Genomic DNA, 16,118 nt, shown 5'->3' on the forward strand with positions numbered 1-16,118 from the left:
ATGGGCGTCCTACGCTCGGTCCCGTTCCCACTACATCCTGGAGTACCCGAAACGCCCTGGAGTGCCCGATGCCCGCTCCCGACTTCGCCGCCACGACCTGCCCCTTCGACTTCAACGAAGGCCTGGAGTTCGACCCGGTCCTCGCCGGCCTCAGCTCCCAGGGCCCCGTCACCCGGATCCGCCTCCCCTACGGGCAGGCGGAGGCATGGCTCGTGACCAGCTACAACGGAGTACGGCAGGTCACGACCGACCCCCGGTTCAGCCGGTCCGCGATCATCGGGAGCGACTACCCGCGGCTCACACCCGAGCCCATCGTCTCGCCCGAGTCCATCAACGTCATGGACCCGCCGCACAGCAGCCGCATCCGCCGCGTGGTCGCGCAATCGTTCACACGGCCACGCGTGGAGCGCATGAGGCCGGCCATCGACCGCGTCACCAACGAGCTGCTCGACGAGATGGTCGGCCACGGCCGGCCCGCCGACCTCGTACAGCACCTGTCGACACCGCTGCCCCACCTCGCCATCTCCGAGATCCTCGGCGTCCCCGAGGCCGACCGTGACCGACTGCGCGACTACACCACGCAGATGCTCACCACCGCGCCCGACACCAAGGAGACCGCAGCCAACGCCAAGGCCCAACTGCGCTCCTACTTCGCCGACCTGATCACCGACCGCAGGCGCGCGCCGGGCGACGACCTCCTCAGCCTGATGGCCACCGCGTCCATGGCCGACGGCGAACAGCCGCTGACCGACGCCGAACTGGCCGTACTCGCCGTGACGCTCATCCTCAGCGGCAACGACACCGCGACCTGTCAGATCAGCAACATCAGCTACACGCTGCTCACCCACCCCGAGCATCTGGCCACGCTCGCCCGCGACCCCGAGAGACTCCCGCAGGCGGTGGACGAGCTGCTGCGCCACATCCCGTTCCGCAAGGGCGTCGGCATTCCGCGTATCGCCCTGGAGGACGTGGAGATCGCAGGCACCACCATCCGCCAGGGCGAGTACGTACACGTCTCCTACCTGACGGCCAACCGCGACCCGTACGTCTTTCCCGCACCCGACACACTCGACTTCGGCCGTGCGCCCCACGCCCACATGACGTTCGGCTGGGGAGGGCACCACTGCCCCGCCGCCCCGCTGGCCACAGCCCAGCTCCACAGCGCCCTCCGCGCACTCCTCGTCCGCTTCCCGCACCTCCGTCTGGCCGTCCCCCCGGCAGAGGTGCGGTGGGACAGCCAGACGATCCGCCGCTTCCCCGTCACCCTGCCGGTGGCTTGGTAGGCACGGGAACAGCCCTGACATTGGTCGCGTCCAGGGCGGGCCGCAGGGCACGAGCGATGGAGACGGCGTCGTCGACCGCCCAGATGTGGGTGAAGAACAGGCGCGGCTCGTCCTCCAGGAGGTGGTTGTGGAGCGAGACGAGGTTCATGCCGCCGCGTCGCAGGGCGGACAGTACGTCGTCGACCTCCCCCGCGACCATGGCGAAGTCGCCGTGCAGTGCGGCGCGTCCCCTGCCCAGCGGAAGCAGGTTGAACGCGGTGGTGGAGCCGAGCCCCCGGGGCAGGACCTGATGACCGTCGACGATGGTCTCGCGGCGCGCGAAAAGAACCTTGTAGACGCCGTCCTCCGAAAAACCCTTGACCCGCAGCGCCTTGTCGATGCCCGCGGTGTCCAGGTCGAGGCGCGCCCGCACGGCCGGAGCGGCGGGCGGGGTGCCGGTGCGCTTCAGCGCGGCGCGCAGGCCGCGGGCGAGGCGCACCGGGTCGTGGCCGTGCCCGTGGACGTGCATCCACCAGACGTCGGGGTCCTGGGCGAGCAGGTGCTTGTGGATCGAGGTCTGGGTGAGGCCGTGCTCGTGCAGGGCATCGCTCACGTCCTGCAACTCATGCTCGGCGATCACGAGATCGCCCATGAGCAAGCTGCTGCCGTCTTCGTAGCGTACGAAGGCCACATGGGATCCGAGGGCGAGCCCCGCGGTGACGGTGATGCCGTGCGAGACCACGCGCAGGTCATCGCGGGGAAAGGCGGTGTGGTAGTACACGCCACCCTTGATGTCCCCGGCTCGGCCCAGAGCCCGCGCGACCTCCTTCCAGTCGGCGAGCCCACTCGGCCTCGGCTTCACCGCGTGCCTGCCTGACCGCGCTGCGGCCTCGCCGCCCGGAAGAGCGACCGCTGCCCCTGCGCCGAGCACCGCCGGTGCCGCCACGGCCGAGGCCAGCAGGTGACGCCGCGGCATGGCCGCCGATGCGGGCGCGGGATTCCCTCTTTGTCCGTTCATGTCGCCATCCCAACATGCGCAGCGATCCGTACCAGCGGCGACGTGACGCGTGGCGAGGGATACCGCCTTCGTGGGCGAACGGACTTGGGCGGGCGCCGTCGCGTTCGTGGCGGGCAACTATTGTCGCGAGCATGGCCGAACACGATGCTCTCGGTGCCACCCGCGAGTCCTACGACGCCCTTGCCTCCACCTACGCGGAGCTGTTCCGCGACTCGCTGCGTGACAGTCCCCTGGACCGCGCGATCCTGGGCGTCTTCGCCGAGGCGGTCCGTGCGGGCGGGGGCGGCCAGGTCGCGGACGTGGGATGCGGGCCCGGCCATGTCACCGCCCATCTGGGCCAGTTGGGCCTCGCGGCGTTCGGCGTCGATGCCTCTCCCGCGATGGTCGAGATGGCCCGGCAGGACTGTCCGGGCCTGCGGTTCGACGTGGGCTCGCTGGCCGCGTTGGACATCGCTGACGGCGCGCTGGGCGGCGTACTCTCCCGCTGGTCCGTCATCCACACGCCGCCGCAGGAACTCCCGGTCGTCCTTGCGGAGTTCCACCGCGTGCTGGAGCCCTGCGGCCACTTGCTGATCGGCTTTTCGGCGAGCGACGATCCGTCAAGACCGACGCAGGTCTGGGATCACGCGGTCGCGCCGGCCTATCGCTGGTGGCCCGATCACCTCGCCGCGATGCTGCGTGAGTCGGGTCTTGCCGAGGTGGCCCGGATGGTCCGCCAGCCTCAGCCGACCGACCGACGGCAGTTCCAGGAGATTCAACTGCTGGCCCGTAAGGCCTGAGCGAGGCCCAGCCAAGGGCTACGCACCGTTGCGAGCCGCGCAACGCGCGTTGTGCATTGCGCCGCACGCAATGCTCATTACGGTTCGGCAGCGGGCCCAGATGGGTCTAGACCGCCCGTAGTCCATGTGGCCACAATCACTCCACAACGGATCGGCGCAGGAACCAGCACGAACCCATGAGGGGGCCGGTATGAAGCGACGGGTCATCGCGGCAGGTATCGCCATGACGCTCGGACTGACCGCGACGGGATGCGGCAGCGATGACGGGAGCGACAGCGGCGACAAGGCGACGGACGGCAAGGGCAAGACCCTGACCGTATGGATCATGGAGGGGACCAACCCCGACGCCAGACCCTTCTTCAAGGAAGCCGAGAAGGCGTTCCAGAAGAAGACCGGCGCCAAGATCCACGTCGAGTACCAGCAGTGGGCCACCGCACAGAAGAAGTTCACCACCGCGATCGAAGGCGGCGAGGACCAGGTCCCGGACGTGGCCGAGGTCGGTACGACCTGGGTGCCGCAGTTCGCCGAGACCGGCGCGCTCGTCGACGTGACCGACGACGTCAAGAAGTCGGGTCTGGGCAACGACCTCGTCGAGGGACTCAAGGACGCGGGCACCCTCGACGGCAAGCAGTACGGAATGCCCTGGTACGCGGGCGTACGCAGCATCGTCTACCGCAAGGACATCTTCGAGAAGCACAACCTGAAGGCCCCGACCACCTGGAAGGAGCTTCAGTCCGCGGCCAAGACGCTGAAGGACAAGGAGCCCGGGATGATCCCCTTCCCGGTAGCGGGCGGCGCCGAAATGTTCGCCACCCCCTTCATCTGGGGCGCCGGAGGCGAACTCGCCACCGAGCAGGGCGGCAAGTGGAAGTCCGGCATCAACTCCCCCGAGTCCGTGAAGGGCATCGAGTTCTATACAGGGCTCGCCACCAAGGACAAGGTCTCCCCGGCCAAGGTGAACACCTGGACGGAGAAGGAGGTCGGCGACGCCTGGAACAAGGGCCAGATCTCCATGGCCGTCGGCGGCAACTGGACGCCCAAGGCCATCGTCGACGAGAACCCGGACCTGAAGGGCAAGCTCGCGGCCGTGCCGATCCCCGGCCAGACCGGCGGCATGAGCAAGTCCTTCCTCGGCGGCTCCTACCTGTCCACGTTCGACACGGACAAGAAGGACCTCGCCTGGGAGTTCGTGAAGATGCTGACCACGGGTGACTTCGCGGCCAAGTGGGCCGAGCAGACCAACTACTTCCCCGGTCAGAACTCCGAGCTGAAGAAGATCGAGGCGAAGAAGGACCCGCTGGTCGAGCCGTTCGCCAAGCAGATGCTGGAGGCCGGCGCGACCGTCCCCAAGACCAAGGCGTACGGCGAGATCCAGGCCTCGAAGGTCATCCCCGGCATGGTGCAGTCCATCCTGACCGGCAAGGCGTCCGTCCAGGAAGCGGCGGACAAGGCCGCCAAGGACATGGACGCGATCTTCGCCAAGGACAAGTAGGGGCGAGGGCGAGTCAGCACCGTGAAAGACACGCTTGTCGACGGCGGGCCCCAGGCCAAGGAAGACACCTCGGCCCGCCGCTCCACCCCCCGACCGGAACACGAAGCCGCCCTTCGTAAGAAGAGGCTCGTCAACGTCGCCCGGCCGTGGCTGCTCCTTGCGCCGTCCCTCGTCGTCCTCGCGGGCCTGCTGCTCTGGCCGCTGATCCAGGTCGGCAAGCTCTCGATGCAGGACTACGTCGTCAAGTTCGGCGGCGGAGTGGGCACGTTCACCGGCTTCGACCACTACACCGATCTGCTCGGCAGTGAGCTCCTGTGGAAGACGGTCCTGCCCAACACGGCGTTCTTCGCGATCGCCTGCGTCGGCCTCACCGTCGCCATCGGCACGCTCGTCGCGCTGCTGCTCAACCGCCTCGGCCCGGCATGGCGGCTCATCTGCTCCATCGCGATCCTCGGCGCCTGGGCCATGCCCGCCGTCACCGGGACGTACGTCTGGATCTGGCTCTTCCAGCCGCAGGACGGCATGGTCAGCCAGCTCGCGGGCTCGATGGGGCTCATCGACCCGGAGACCACCAACTGGTTCACGGAACGCGGGCCGTTCTACGCGATCGCGACCCTGAACGTCGTCCACCACGGCTTCCCGTTCGTCGCCATCACCGTCCTCGCGGGCCTGATGACGATCCCCAAGGAGCTCTACGAAGCGGGGGAGCTGGACGGCGCCAACGCATGGCAGCGGTTCTGGAAGATCACGGTGCCGACGATCAAGCCGGTCTTCCTCGTGGTGACCATCCTCTCCACCATCTGGGACTTCAAGGTCTTCACCCAGATCTATCTGATGCCGGGCGGCGACGGCGCCAATGAAGAGGTCTACAACCTGGGCGTCTTCTCGTACATCCAGGCCTTCGCCAAGAACGACTACGGCACGGGCGCGGCAGCCGCGGTCCTGCTGACCCTGCTGCTCCTCGCCATCACGATCGTCTACATCCGCACGCTGTTCCGGCAGGGGGAGGAGGACCTGTGAGCGCCCGCCACACCACTCGCGCGGGGCGCGTCGGGCTGCCCGTCGCGGTCGCCGCGCTGCTGCTCTTCGCGCTCTTCCCCGTGTACTGGATGATCTCCACGGCGCTCGACCCGAAGGCCGTCACACGCGGTTCGGACGTGCTGCCGAGCGGCATCAGCTTCGAGCACTTCACCTATGTGTTCGAGAAGGGCAACTTCGGTACGTATCTGCTGAACTCGGCGCTCGTCGGCTTCGGCACGATCCTGGCGGCCGGGGTGCTCTCGCTCTTCGCCGCCATCGCGGTGGCCCGCTTCAAGTTCCGGTTCCGCACCTCCGTACTGATCATGGTCCTGATCGTGCAGATGGTGCCGCTCGAGGCGCTCGTCATCCCGCTCTTCATCCAGATGCGGGACTACGAGATGCTCAACTCGCTGATCGGCCTGACGATCGTCTACATCGCGCTCTCGCTGCCCTTCGCGATCTGGACCCTGCGCGGATTCGTCCAGACGGTGCCGAAGGAGGTCGAGGAGGCGGCGTACATCGACGGGGCGTCCTGGTTCCGGATGTTCCGGTCGGTGCTGCTTCCACTCGTGGCGCCCGGACTCGTCGCGACCTCGATCTTCGCCTTCATCACGGCCTGGAACGAATTCGTCTTCGCGTACACCTTCATGAAGGGCAGCGACAAGTACACGGCAGCCGTGGGCATTTACCAGTTCTTCGGTGAGAACTCCACGGCCTGGGGTCCGGTGATGGCCAGCTCCACGCTGATCACCGTGCCGGTGATGATCTTCTTCGTGATCGTGCACCGGAAGCTGGGCTCGGGCCTGGCGGCAGGAGCGGTGAAGGGCTGAGGGAGGCCCGCCGGAAGGTGTACGGGCCTACGGAACCTTGAACGTCTCCCCGTACACCTTCCACCGCAGCGGTGTCTTCAGGCTCAGATTGCCGTCGTACAGGAACTGTCGCTGTGCCGTGTCCACGCGCGTCGTGTCGCGGTGCGACTTCTCGGACTTCATCGCCGTGCGGCGGATGTCCAGGAAGATGTCGAGGTACGCCTTCTCCTTGCCGCCCTGCGCGGGAGTGTCCGCCTCCTTCAGGGTCGCCTCACGCAGACCGTAGAAGCCGCGCGGTCCGGTGCCGGGGCCGTGCAGGACCATCGCGTCGTAGTAGACGAACTGCCCGAGCGTGCCGAGCCCGTCCAGCTTGGCGAGGCGCACCGCGGGGTCGAAATATATGCGGTCGCGCTCGCTGTTCTGCGCTTTGCGGAAGGCGGGCTCATTCGCCTCCGCCTTCCAGGCCTTGGTGAAGCCGGGGTCGAGCCCTTCGTGCGAATCGCTGCCGTCGACCTTGCGGAGGGCGGGCAGATAGCGGGCGAGGCCGTTGTCCGGGTGGGCCTTCGTGTACCGCTCGACGAGGGTGAGCAGATCGTGCGTGCCGGTGCAGAAGCCTATGATCCCGGCGGTGTAGCCGTGCCCGTCGTCTATGTCTTCCACGTAGCCGTACTGCCCGCGCCAGTTCAGCGTGGAGTTCTCCGCGCTGGCGATCAGCTGCTGGGCCAAGTCCTTCTTGGCGGGCGCCGCGAGGCCCGGGGGCAGGTCCGCGATGAGCTCGTCGTCGGCCTCGATCTCGGACTTCGACTTGTCCTTGTCGTAGGGCCGCTGAGTGCTCGGCGCCTGCTGGCCGGCCCCGGAGTCACCGCTGTCCGAGTCGCCACCAAGGAGGTAGACGGCGACCGTGGCGACCGGGGCGACGGCGAGAAGAAGGAGGCCTGCACGTTTCATTCGGCCAAGATTACGTGCGGTGCGGCGGTAGCGCGCCTTCCGCTTGGAACCGGACCCGACCCTATTGACTAATAGTCAATTTCGTTCCAGTCTCGGGAACCGTACCCAGCCAGGGGAGGCCGGATGAGCACCGAAGCGCGGGAGCAGCTGAGCAAGGAGCTGCGGGACGAACCAGCGGAATCCTTCGGGCAGTTGACGCCCGAGCAGCTCGCGTTCCTTGCCGACGCGCTGAAGCGGGAGCGCGAGAGCCGGGCTTCGGGCCTGAACGAGGCCGCCGAGGAGGCGCTGAAGCTGGTGCCCGCGCTGGCCAGGGGCCCCGTACGCCGAATTCTGTTCCGGTAGGGCATGGGAAGGGGACGGGTCATGGATGAGCTGCGGAGCAGGGCGGAGACCCTGAAGATCGCGCGTCTGCTGGATGTGGAGCCGGACGGGCTCACCTTCCTGCGGACGCTTCCCGTCGAGGACGTACGCCGCTTCCGCGAGAGCTGCGTCGCGGCGCTCTTCGACCGTACGCCCGACATGCTGGACCGGATCGCGTCCGCGACGAAGCTCGTGCCTGCCGGGGTCGCCGCCGCGATCTCGCAGAAAGCACTCGGCCCGCGGCTCGCCGCCGGGGTCGCGGGGCGCCTCGAACCGACGCGGGCCGCCGACATCATCGAGAAGCTGCCGGTGTCCTTCACGGCGGAGTCGTGCGGGCATCTCGACCCGCGCCGGATCAAGGGCATCGTCGACCGGCTCGACGAGGGCCTCGTGGTGCGGATCGCGGTGGCCCTTGCCGAGCGGGGCGACTATCTGACGATGGGCCGGTTCGTCGGCTATCTGCCGGACTCGGCGCTGCGGCGGATCCTGCCGCAGGTGGACGACGCGGCCGTACTGAAGGCGGGCTTCGCGATCGATCTGCCCGAACGGCTCGGCCAGATCATCGAGTTGATGGGCGCGGAGCGGCTCGCGTCGGTCATCGCGTCCGCGTCGGAGGGAGAGCTGTGGCCCCAGGCGCTGGCCGTGGCCGGGATGGTGACGGGGGAGCAGCGGGGGCGTATCGCCTCGCTCGCCGCCGCGCGCCCGCCGGAGCAGCTGGACTCCCTGGTCGCGACGGTGGCGGAGCAGGACCTGTGGGAGTCACTGCTGCCGCTGGTCGCGCTCCTTGGGGACGAGGAGCGGCGGGCGGTCGCGGTGCTTCCTTCCCTGCGGGACGCGGGCGTGCTCGGCGGGGTGGTGCGGGCGGTGGTGGTTACGGGGTTGTGGGCGGAGTTCCTGCCGTTGGTGGAGTTGCTGCCGGGGGAGTCCCGCAAGGTCGTCGCCGACGCCGCCGGGGCGCTGCCCGCGCCTGACCTGGACGCGCTCGCCATGGAGGTGGACAAGCGGGACCTGTGGGAGCTGGTGATGCCGCTGGTCGAGTTGATGGACGACGACGCGAAGACGCGGATCTTCGAGCTGCCGGCGTTTCAGGAGCAGGCGGGGTAGCGGGCGGGGTGGCGGGCGGGGTGGCCCTTCCCTGTGGTGACGTTCAGTGTGGTGACGTTCAGTTGGTCCGCCCTTCGAGCCACCCCGCCATCGACTCCAGCGCGGCCGTCGCCTCGGGAAGCACGCCGACCGCCCCCAGGAACCCGTGGAACACCCCTGGAAACAGCCGCACTTCGGCCGGTACGCCGACCTGTGCGAGACGGCGGGCGTAGGCGAGGCCCTCGTCGCGCAGCGGATCGCAGTCGGCCAGGATCAGCAGCGCGGGAGGCAGCCCGGAGAGATCGGGTGCGAGGCCGGGGGAGGCCGCTACGGGGTCGCCGTCCGGGCCCAGGTACTGGTTCCAGTACCACCGCATGTGAGCGGTGGTGTGGAAGTGGCCCGTCGCGTACGACGACGCCGACTCACCCTCCAGGCGGTGATCGAGGACGGGGTACATGAGGAGTTGCGCGGCGATCGGCGGGCCACCACCCGTGTCACGTGCGCGCAGTGCCGTGGCCGCCGCCAGGTTGCCCCCGCTGGAGTCGCCCGCCACGACCAGACGCGCGGGATCGCAGCCGAGTTCGCGCGCGTGGTCAGCGGCCCACTCCGTCACGGCGTACGCATCGTCATCGGCGGCCGGAAAGGGGTGCTCCGGCGCCCGCCGGTAGTCGGCGGAGACGACCACCGCGCCGGTGCGTGCCGCCAGTTCGCGGCAGAGTCCGTCATGGGTGTCCAGGTCGCACAGCACCCAGCCACCGCCGTGGAAGAAGACGATCAGCGGCCGGTCCGACGGGCCCGGATCGGGATCGGGGCCCGGACCCGGACCCGGACCCGGATCGTAGATCCGTACCGGCAGCGGAGTCAGCCGCTCGGTGACCGAGTGGACCTCAGGGCGCCGTGCGCCCACCCCCACGCCCGCCCGCGACGCGGCCCGCAGCGCCGCCGCCTCCAGCGGTCCCGCCGCCGGACCGGCATCGGGGAAGCCCGCGGACATCGCGTCGCACACCTTGCGGGCGAGGGGAGTCAGCGCGTCCGGCGGCGCGTTCGGTGGCGCGGCCTGCGGCTCGGGAGCGGCGCTCATCCCGTCGTCGACCCCCCGTCCACCGTGAACTCCGTCCCCGTGATGTACGACGACGCGTCCGACGCGAGGAACAGGACCAGCTCCCCGACCTCCTCAGGCCGGCCGATCCGGCCCAGCGGCAGATGCGACCAGTCCTTGCCGGGAGCCCCGGAGACGCGGGAGATCATCGGGGTGTCGATCGCCCCCGGATGCACGGAGTTGACCCGGATCCCGTACTTCGCCAGGTCGAGGGCGGAGGACCGAGTGAGCCCCCGGAGGCCGAACTTCGTCGACCCGTAGGCCGCGTGCCCCGGTATCCCGACGAGGCCCGCGGTCGACGAGACGTTCACGATGGAGCCGCCGCCCGCCTCCTTCAGCGCGGGAAGCACTGCCTGGATCCCCAGGAAGGGGCCCAGGAGGTTGACCCGGATCAGCGTCTCGAAGTTCTCGTACGTCTCGTCCTCCACCGACGCCGTGCGCCACAGCGCGGCGTTGTTGACGAGCGCGTCCAGGCGGCCGAAGGCCTTGAGCGCCCCCTCCACGGCCGACGCCCAGCTCTCCGCGTCCGTGACGTCATGGCGTACGAACACCCCTTGCCCGCCCAGGGAATCGGCGACCTCCCGGCCCTCCTCCTCCCGTACGTCCGTCACCACGACCCGCGCCCCCGCCTCGGCGAAGAGCCGCGCCTCCGCCGCGCCCTGGCCGCGCCCCGCGCCGCTGATCAGTACCGTCTTGCCGTCCAGCCGATTCGAGTTCATCTCAGGCCTCCTGCGCCCTGAAGTGCGGGATGACCTTCTCGCCCCACTGGCGGATGGTCTCCATGCACGCCTCCTGCGGCACCGTGCCCATCTGGATCAGACACATCACCTCGTCCACACCGATCGCGCGGAGCTGTTCGACGTAGGCGATCGCGGTCTCGGCCGTGCCGTAGGCGTGTTCGGCGTTGTACGTGCCGGTGTCCACCGGGCGGGCCGGGATGTTCGCCTCGTGCAGCTTGGCGACCAGCTCCTCGCGGTCTTTGGCCAGGGCCGCCACATGGGCCGCCGCGTCATCGGACTCGGCGTACGACGTCGGGGCCGGGCCGTTGCCGTACCAGTGCGCGATCGACTCGGCGAAGAAGCGCTGTCCACGAGTGCCGAGCCGCAGGGCCAGGTCCGCGTCGTCCAGGACGATCGTCGGGCAGAGGGCCGAGAGGTGGTTGTTCACCTCCGTCGACACGAAGCGGTCACCGGTGCGGGTCGCGATGGCCTCGTCGTACACCTTGCGCATCTCGCGTACGTCGTCCGCGCCCGCGAAGCCCATCACCAGGGCGCCGATGCCGAGTTCGGCGGCGAGCTTGAGGGTGTCGTGCTTGGAGCAGGCCATGAAGAGGGGCGGATGCGGGTCCTGGACCGGGCGCGGCAGGATCGCTCCCGGGCCGATGTCGATCGAGCCGTGCCACTCGAACTTCTCCTCGCGCCAGGCCGAGGAGAAGATCCGCAGGGCCTCTTCCATCTGCGGGTACGTGTCCTCGGGGCGGACGCCGTACATCGACATCTCCTGCTTCGTCGCGCCGCGCCCCGCGCCGATGTCCACGCGGCCGTCCGAGAGGACGTCGAGCATCGCGGCGCGCTCGGCGACACGCACCGGGTGCTGGTAGCCGAACGGCATCGTCACGACGCCGTGCCCGATGCGGATCTTGGACGTACGCGCGGCGACCCACGTCAGGAAGATCTCGGACGCGCTCATGTGCGCGTACTGGGTGAGGGAGTGGTGCTCCACCGCCCAGAGGCGGTCGAAGCCCATCTCCTCGGCGTAGACGGCCTGTTCGACGCAGTCGCGAAGGACCTGGCGCTCGCGTTCGGGGGTGGGGTCGGCCAGCTGGGCCTCGAAGATCATGGAGAACTTCATGGAGTGTCACCTCTCGTCAGTGACTTGACTATTTCTAATAGGAATACTTCTAGCAGGCATACGTGGGTGATGTGAAGGGGCCCGTAGACTGCGGGCGTGGTGGAGAAGACGGAGAAGGTGGAGAAGCCGGAGAAGAAGGCGGCTGCGGGTGACGGCAGCGGGCTTCCCGCGCTGCCCGCGACCAGCTGGGCGGTGCTCGGACTGCTCTCGTTCGGCGAGGAGTTGTCCGGTTACGACCTCAAGAAGTGGTCGGACTGGTCGCTGCGCTTCTTCTACTGGAGCCCGTCCTTCAGCCAGATCTACAGCGAGCTGAAGCGTCTCGAGAAGGCCGGATTCGCGACCTCACGGATGATCGCGCAGGAGACGGGCTCCCGCGACAAGCGGGTCTACCGGATCACCGACGAGGGGATGGACGCCGTTCGTACGTGGGCGCGCGAGGCCCCCGTCGACCCGCCCGTCCTCAAGCACGGCCCGATGCTGCGGCTCTGGCTCGGGCACCTCCTCGAACCGGAGCAGATGCGCGAAGTCCTCGCAGGGCACCGGGAGTTCGCCGAAACGATGCGGGTGCGCGCCGAGGTCGACATCGAGGGTGCCAAGGGTGAGGCGGCATGGGCGTATCCCACGCTCACCCTCAAGTGGGCCGAGCGTTACTACCGGTCCGAGCGCGATCTGGCCGACGACATGCTGGCCGACATCGAGGAGCTCGAGCGGCGTGAGCAGCCGGGGAGCGGCCGTCAGCGCGGTGCGCGCGGCACGCGTCCGTAGGTGCGGCGGAAGTAGACGAGCGGGTCGGTGGCCGTGCGGTGTGCGGCGAGGGCGGTGACCCTGCCGAGCGCGATCGCGTGATCGCCGCCGTCGAGTACGTCGTCGAGGTCGCACTCGATCGTGGCGAGCGCCCCGTCCAGCAGGGGCGCGCCGTGCGCGCCCGGCGTCCAGCGGACCCCCTCGAACTTGTCGCCGCCCGTCACCGCGAACTGGCGGCTGAGCGGCTCCTGTCCCGCGCTGAGGATGTTGACCGCGAAGCGGCCCGCCGCGCGGATCCTCGGCCAGGTCGACGAGGTGTGCGCCGGGCAGAAGCAGATCAGCGGCGGGTCGAGCGACACCGAGGAGAAGGACTGGACGGCCATTCCGGCCGGGCGTCCGTCATCGGCGACGGCCGTGATCACGGCGACTCCCGTGCAGAAGCTGCTCAGGGCCGACTTCATGGCCGTGTCGTCCACGGGGTTCGTGAGGGGACTGAGGGTCGTCATCATGCCTCCGATGCATGTTGTTCCTACTAGGTATATGCCTAACAGAAACACCTGTGATTGGATACCGGCCACGCTCGCACGTCAAGCAGGGAGGGTTCGTGACCAGCCCACAGCCAGTGCCGCCCCATCAAGTGCCGCCCCCGGCACCGCACATGACGCATCCCACGACGCATCCCACGACACTCGCCCGGCTGCCGGAGTACGCGGCAGCCGCGTACGGAGCTCTCGAAGCCCTGGCCGACGGTCAAGTGCGCTGGAACTTCCGGCAGTTGTGCGCGGAGATCACCGCCGCGGGACGCGCGGCCATCGCGCACGGCATACGCCCGGGGGACCGCGTCGCCCTCTGGGCGGCCAACAGCCGTCAGTGGATCACGGCAGCGCTCGGCGCGGTCAGCGTCGGAGCCGTCCTCGTCCCGGTGAACACGCGCTACAAGGCCGCCGAGGCCGCCGATATCATCCGGCGCAGCGGCACCACCGTCCTCTTCACCGAACGGGGCTTCCTCGGCAACGACTACGTGGCGATGCTGCACGAGTCCGGCGAGGACCTGGGCGCACTGCGTTCCACGGTCGTCCTGCGTGGGGAGGCGGGGGCGGGCACGCTCGCCTGGGACGAGTATCTGCGCCTGGGGAAGTGGACCACCGAGGAGGAACGGGCCGCGCGCACGGCATCCGTCGGCCCGGACGACCTTTCCGACATCATCTACACCTCGGGTACGACGGGCCGCCCCAAGGGTGTGATGATGACCCACGGCCAGAACATCCAGGCCTACCAGGAGTGGACGGACGCGGTCACCCTCGCGCCCGGCGACCGCTACCTCCTCGTCAACCCCTTCTTCCACACCTTCGGCTACAAGGCCGGCATCATCGGCTGTCTGCTGCGCGGGGTCACGATGCTTCCCGAGGAGGTGTACGACGCCGACCGCATCCTGCGGCGGATGGCGCGGGAGCGGGTCACCTGTCTGATGGGACCCCCCACCGTCTTCCACGGCCTGATCCATCACCCCCGACGGCACGCGTACGACCTGTCGGCCCTGCGCCTCGCGGGCACCGGGGCGGCCACCGTCCCGACGGCGCTCGTCGAGGAGATCCGCACCGAACTCGGCGCCGCGCAGGTCTTCACGGCGTACGGCCTGAGCGAGACGGGTGGTGTCGTCACGGTCTGCCCGACGGACGCGGACGCGTGGACGCTGGCGCACACGGTCGGCGTACCGACACCCGGGACCGAAGTGCGTATCGCATCCCCGACAGGTGACGCACTGCCCGCCGGGGAGCAGGGCGAGGTGCAGGTGCGCGGCGGCCAGGTCATGCTCGGCTACCTCGACGACCCGGCGGCCACCGCCGATGCCGTGATCGACGGCGGCTGGCTGCGCACGGGCGACATCGGCGTCCTGGACGAGCGGGGGTACCTCTCCATCACCGACCGGCTCAAGGACATGTACGTCGTGGGCGGCTTCAACGCCTACCCGGCGGAGGTGGAGAACGTCCTGCTCGGGCACGAGTCGATCGTGGACGCGGCGGTGGTGGGGGCGCCCGACGAACGGCTCGGGGAGGTGGGAGTCGCGTTCGTGGTCATGACGTCGGGCACGACATCAGACACGACATCAGACACGACATCAGACGTGACATCAGACGTGACATCAGACGTGACGTCCGACGTGACGTCAGATCAACTCACCTCCTGGACAAGGGAACGGCTCGCCAACTTCAAGGTGCCGCGGAGATTCGTGATCGTCCCCGAGCTGCCGCGCAACGCGGGCGGCAAACTGCTCAAGGGGGAGCTGCGGCGCGTGGCGAGGGGCGAGGAGCGGTGAGGAATTCCCGCTCAGCGGGATTCCGGGCTCCCGGGCGCCGGGCGGTGCGACCTACGGTCGGGCCCATCACCCATCACCCATCACCCGTCACCTATCGCTCATCATCCATCGCTCATCCCCCGTAGCCCCTGGAGGAGCCACCATGCTCACGGACCACCGGAGGCAGGACGCCGCCGCGATGCTGCGGACCGCCGAGCACAGCCGGACGCCGGTCGCACCGCTCGGCGGTGTCTTTCCGGGGATCGGCACCGAGGACGCGTACGAGATCCAGCTGATCAACATCCGGCGGCGCATCGCCGGAGGCGCCCGCGTCAACGGGCACAAGGTCGGCCTCTCGTCCCCGGTGATGCAGCGCATGATGGGCGTCGACGAGCCGGACTACGGCCACCTGCTCGACGACATGGAGCTGACCGAAGGCCACCCCGTGCCGGTCGCCCGCTACTGCGCGCCCCGCGTCGAGGTCGAGGTCGGCTTCGTACTCGGTGACGATCTGCCCGGCGAGGACTGCACCGTGGCCGATGTGCTCGCCGCCACCGAGCGCGTCGTGCCCGCGCTCGAGCTGATCGACAGCCGGATCGCCGACTGGCGGATCACGATCGCCGACACGATCGCCGACAACGCCTCGTCCGCCGGATACGTCATCGGGGAAGGGCGCGACCCGCGCGAGCTCGACCTGCGGGCCATCGAGGCCCGGCTGACCTGCCGGGAGGACACGCTCGCCGAGGGGCGCAGTGACGCCGTCCTCGGGGACCCGACCGCCTCCGTGGCCTGGCTGGCCCGTACGGTCGCGCGCTTCGGAGTGCCGCTCCGCAAGGGGCATGTCGTGCTGCCCGGCTCCTGCACGCGGGCGGTCGACGTCGAGGCCGGCCGCACCTACACCGCCGAGTTCACCGGGCTCGGCGCCGTCTCCCTCTCTTTCTGCTGAGGTACGTATGACTTTGAATCCTCCCCCTCCTGACGGAGGGGGATTCCTGGCTCACGGCGGCTGCGGACCGGCGGTCCGGCAGCTCTTACACGATCAGCACCAGCCGGGTTGAGACCAGCCCGGACCAGCATCACGCGTGCGGAGTTCTTATCCCTGGGGGATACGGCCCCGCGGCGCGGGCCTCGGTCAGCATCTTGTCCAGCCGCGCCGGTCCGCACTTCTCCTCGTCCTGATGGGCCTTCTTCGAACGGGCAACGCACTCGTTCCAGATCCACCGGCACCGTGCCCATTCCGCGCACAGCGCGGAACGGGCCGAAGACGACAGCCGCAGACGGTAGGTGTACCGGGCATGCCCGGTCTCCTCCGTTTTCTTCGGTTCCGTCGTCATGACAGCCAATCTAACCGGGAGGT

16 protein-coding genes and 2 pseudogenes are annotated in these 16,118 nt (G+C 69.0%); 10 read left to right on the forward strand and 8 right to left on the reverse strand.

The window, feature by feature from the left end; translation table 11 throughout:
• Positions 1 to 68: 68 nt before the first annotated feature.
• The gene (locus tag ACGFSB_RS14895) at positions 69 to 1,283 is read left to right on the forward strand and encodes a cytochrome P450 (RefSeq protein ID WP_393398538.1); all 1,215 of its coding nucleotides are present in this window, start codon (positions 69 to 71) and stop codon (positions 1,281 to 1,283) included.
• Here the strand turns inward: ACGFSB_RS14895 and ACGFSB_RS14900 are convergent.
• Complete coding sequence (locus tag ACGFSB_RS14900; protein ID WP_393398540.1) at positions 1,261 to 2,280, reverse strand: DUF1259 domain-containing protein; 1,020 nt, start codon at positions 2,278 to 2,280, stop codon at positions 1,261 to 1,263. The genes ACGFSB_RS14895 and ACGFSB_RS14900 overlap by 23 nt on opposite strands.
• Before the next feature lie 131 nt (positions 2,281 to 2,411).
• On the opposite strand from ACGFSB_RS14900, the gene ACGFSB_RS14905 reads away from it, so the two are divergent.
• From ACGFSB_RS14905 to ACGFSB_RS14920, 4 genes are all read left to right on the forward strand, one after another.
• Entirely contained in the window at positions 2,412 to 3,059 is a 648-nt protein-coding gene (locus ACGFSB_RS14905; protein ID WP_393398542.1) for a class I SAM-dependent methyltransferase, read from the forward strand.
• 190 nt (positions 3,060 to 3,249) lie between these two features.
• Positions 3,250 to 4,551, forward strand: coding sequence for a sugar ABC transporter substrate-binding protein (locus ACGFSB_RS14910; protein ID WP_393398544.1), 1,302 nt, complete (start codon positions 3,250 to 3,252; stop codon positions 4,549 to 4,551).
• 21 nt (positions 4,552 to 4,572) lie between these two features.
• Entirely contained in the window at positions 4,573 to 5,571 is a 999-nt protein-coding gene (locus tag ACGFSB_RS14915) for a carbohydrate ABC transporter permease (protein WP_393398546.1), read from the forward strand.
• Entirely contained in the window at positions 5,568 to 6,401 is an 834-nt protein-coding gene (locus tag ACGFSB_RS14920; RefSeq protein WP_393398548.1) for a carbohydrate ABC transporter permease, read from the forward strand. Before ACGFSB_RS14915 ends, ACGFSB_RS14920 begins: the two co-directional genes overlap by 4 nt.
• Before the next feature lie 27 nt (positions 6,402 to 6,428).
• Here ACGFSB_RS14920 and ACGFSB_RS14925 read toward each other — a convergent pair whose 3' ends face one another.
• The gene (locus ACGFSB_RS14925) at positions 6,429 to 7,328 is read right to left on the reverse strand and encodes a chitosanase (protein ID WP_393398550.1); all 900 of its coding nucleotides are present in this window, start codon (positions 7,326 to 7,328) and stop codon (positions 6,429 to 6,431) included.
• Positions 7,329 to 7,451: 123 nt separating this feature from the next.
• Here ACGFSB_RS14925 and ACGFSB_RS14930 point away from each other — a divergent pair, with 123 nt between their 5' ends.
• Positions 7,452 to 7,670 (forward strand): hypothetical protein, encoded by a 219-nt coding sequence (locus tag ACGFSB_RS14930; RefSeq protein WP_393398552.1) that lies wholly within the window; start codon positions 7,452 to 7,454, stop codon positions 7,668 to 7,670.
• A 21-nt stretch (positions 7,671 to 7,691) separates the two neighbouring features.
• Complete coding sequence (locus tag ACGFSB_RS14935; RefSeq protein WP_393398554.1) at positions 7,692 to 8,792, forward strand: hypothetical protein; 1,101 nt, start codon at positions 7,692 to 7,694, stop codon at positions 8,790 to 8,792.
• Between the two features lie 58 nt (positions 8,793 to 8,850).
• Here ACGFSB_RS14935 and ACGFSB_RS14940 read toward each other — a convergent pair whose 3' ends face one another.
• Genes ACGFSB_RS14940 through ACGFSB_RS14950 form a run of 3 tightly spaced genes read right to left on the reverse strand, consistent with a single transcriptional unit; the run spans position 8,851 to position 11,721 of the window.
• Positions 8,851 to 9,852, reverse strand: a complete 1,002-nt coding sequence (locus ACGFSB_RS14940) for an alpha/beta hydrolase (protein ID WP_393398556.1) — start codon at positions 9,850 to 9,852, stop codon at positions 8,851 to 8,853.
• Positions 9,849 to 10,589, reverse strand: coding sequence for an SDR family NAD(P)-dependent oxidoreductase (locus tag ACGFSB_RS14945; protein WP_393398558.1), 741 nt, complete (start codon positions 10,587 to 10,589; stop codon positions 9,849 to 9,851). Before ACGFSB_RS14945 ends, ACGFSB_RS14940 begins: the two co-directional genes overlap by 4 nt.
• A gap of 1 nt (position 10,590) precedes the next feature.
• The gene (locus tag ACGFSB_RS14950; RefSeq protein ID WP_393398560.1) at positions 10,591 to 11,721 is read right to left on the reverse strand and encodes an LLM class flavin-dependent oxidoreductase; all 1,131 of its coding nucleotides are present in this window, start codon (positions 11,719 to 11,721) and stop codon (positions 10,591 to 10,593) included.
• A gap of 117 nt (positions 11,722 to 11,838) precedes the next feature.
• On the opposite strand from ACGFSB_RS14950, the gene ACGFSB_RS14955 reads away from it, so the two are divergent.
• Positions 11,839 to 12,486 (forward strand): helix-turn-helix transcriptional regulator, encoded by a 648-nt coding sequence (locus ACGFSB_RS14955; RefSeq protein WP_393399040.1) that lies wholly within the window; start codon positions 11,839 to 11,841, stop codon positions 12,484 to 12,486.
• Here ACGFSB_RS14955 and ACGFSB_RS14960 read toward each other — a convergent pair.
• Positions 12,456 to 12,971 (reverse strand): flavin reductase family protein, encoded by a 516-nt coding sequence (locus ACGFSB_RS14960; RefSeq protein WP_393398562.1) that lies wholly within the window; start codon positions 12,969 to 12,971, stop codon positions 12,456 to 12,458. The genes ACGFSB_RS14955 and ACGFSB_RS14960 overlap by 31 nt on opposite strands.
• 152 nt (positions 12,972 to 13,123) lie before the next feature.
• Here ACGFSB_RS14960 and ACGFSB_RS14965 point away from each other — a divergent pair, with 152 nt between their 5' ends.
• A complete protein-coding gene (locus ACGFSB_RS14965; protein WP_393399042.1) occupies positions 13,124 to 14,782 on the forward strand; it encodes an AMP-binding protein in 1,659 nt (552 codons plus the stop codon).
• 142 nt (positions 14,783 to 14,924) lie between these two features.
• Complete coding sequence (locus ACGFSB_RS14970; protein WP_393398564.1) at positions 14,925 to 15,707, forward strand: 2-keto-4-pentenoate hydratase; 783 nt, start codon at positions 14,925 to 14,927, stop codon at positions 15,705 to 15,707.
• Here the strand turns inward: ACGFSB_RS14970 and ACGFSB_RS14975 are convergent.
• Positions 15,656 to 15,877: pseudogene (locus ACGFSB_RS14975) on the reverse strand (hypothetical protein); the annotation flags it as partial. The gene ACGFSB_RS14970 and the pseudogene ACGFSB_RS14975 overlap by 52 nt on opposite strands.
• Positions 15,868 to 16,095 (reverse strand): annotated as a pseudogene (locus ACGFSB_RS14980) (RNA-guided endonuclease TnpB family protein); the annotation flags it as partial. The pseudogenes ACGFSB_RS14980 and ACGFSB_RS14975, both read right to left, overlap by 10 nt.
• Between the last annotated feature and the right edge of the window lie 23 nt (positions 16,096 to 16,118).

This window comes from Streptomyces sp. NPDC048441, from assembly GCF_043200235.1.
Classification (GTDB): domain Bacteria; phylum Actinomycetota; class Actinomycetes; order Streptomycetales; family Streptomycetaceae; genus Streptomyces.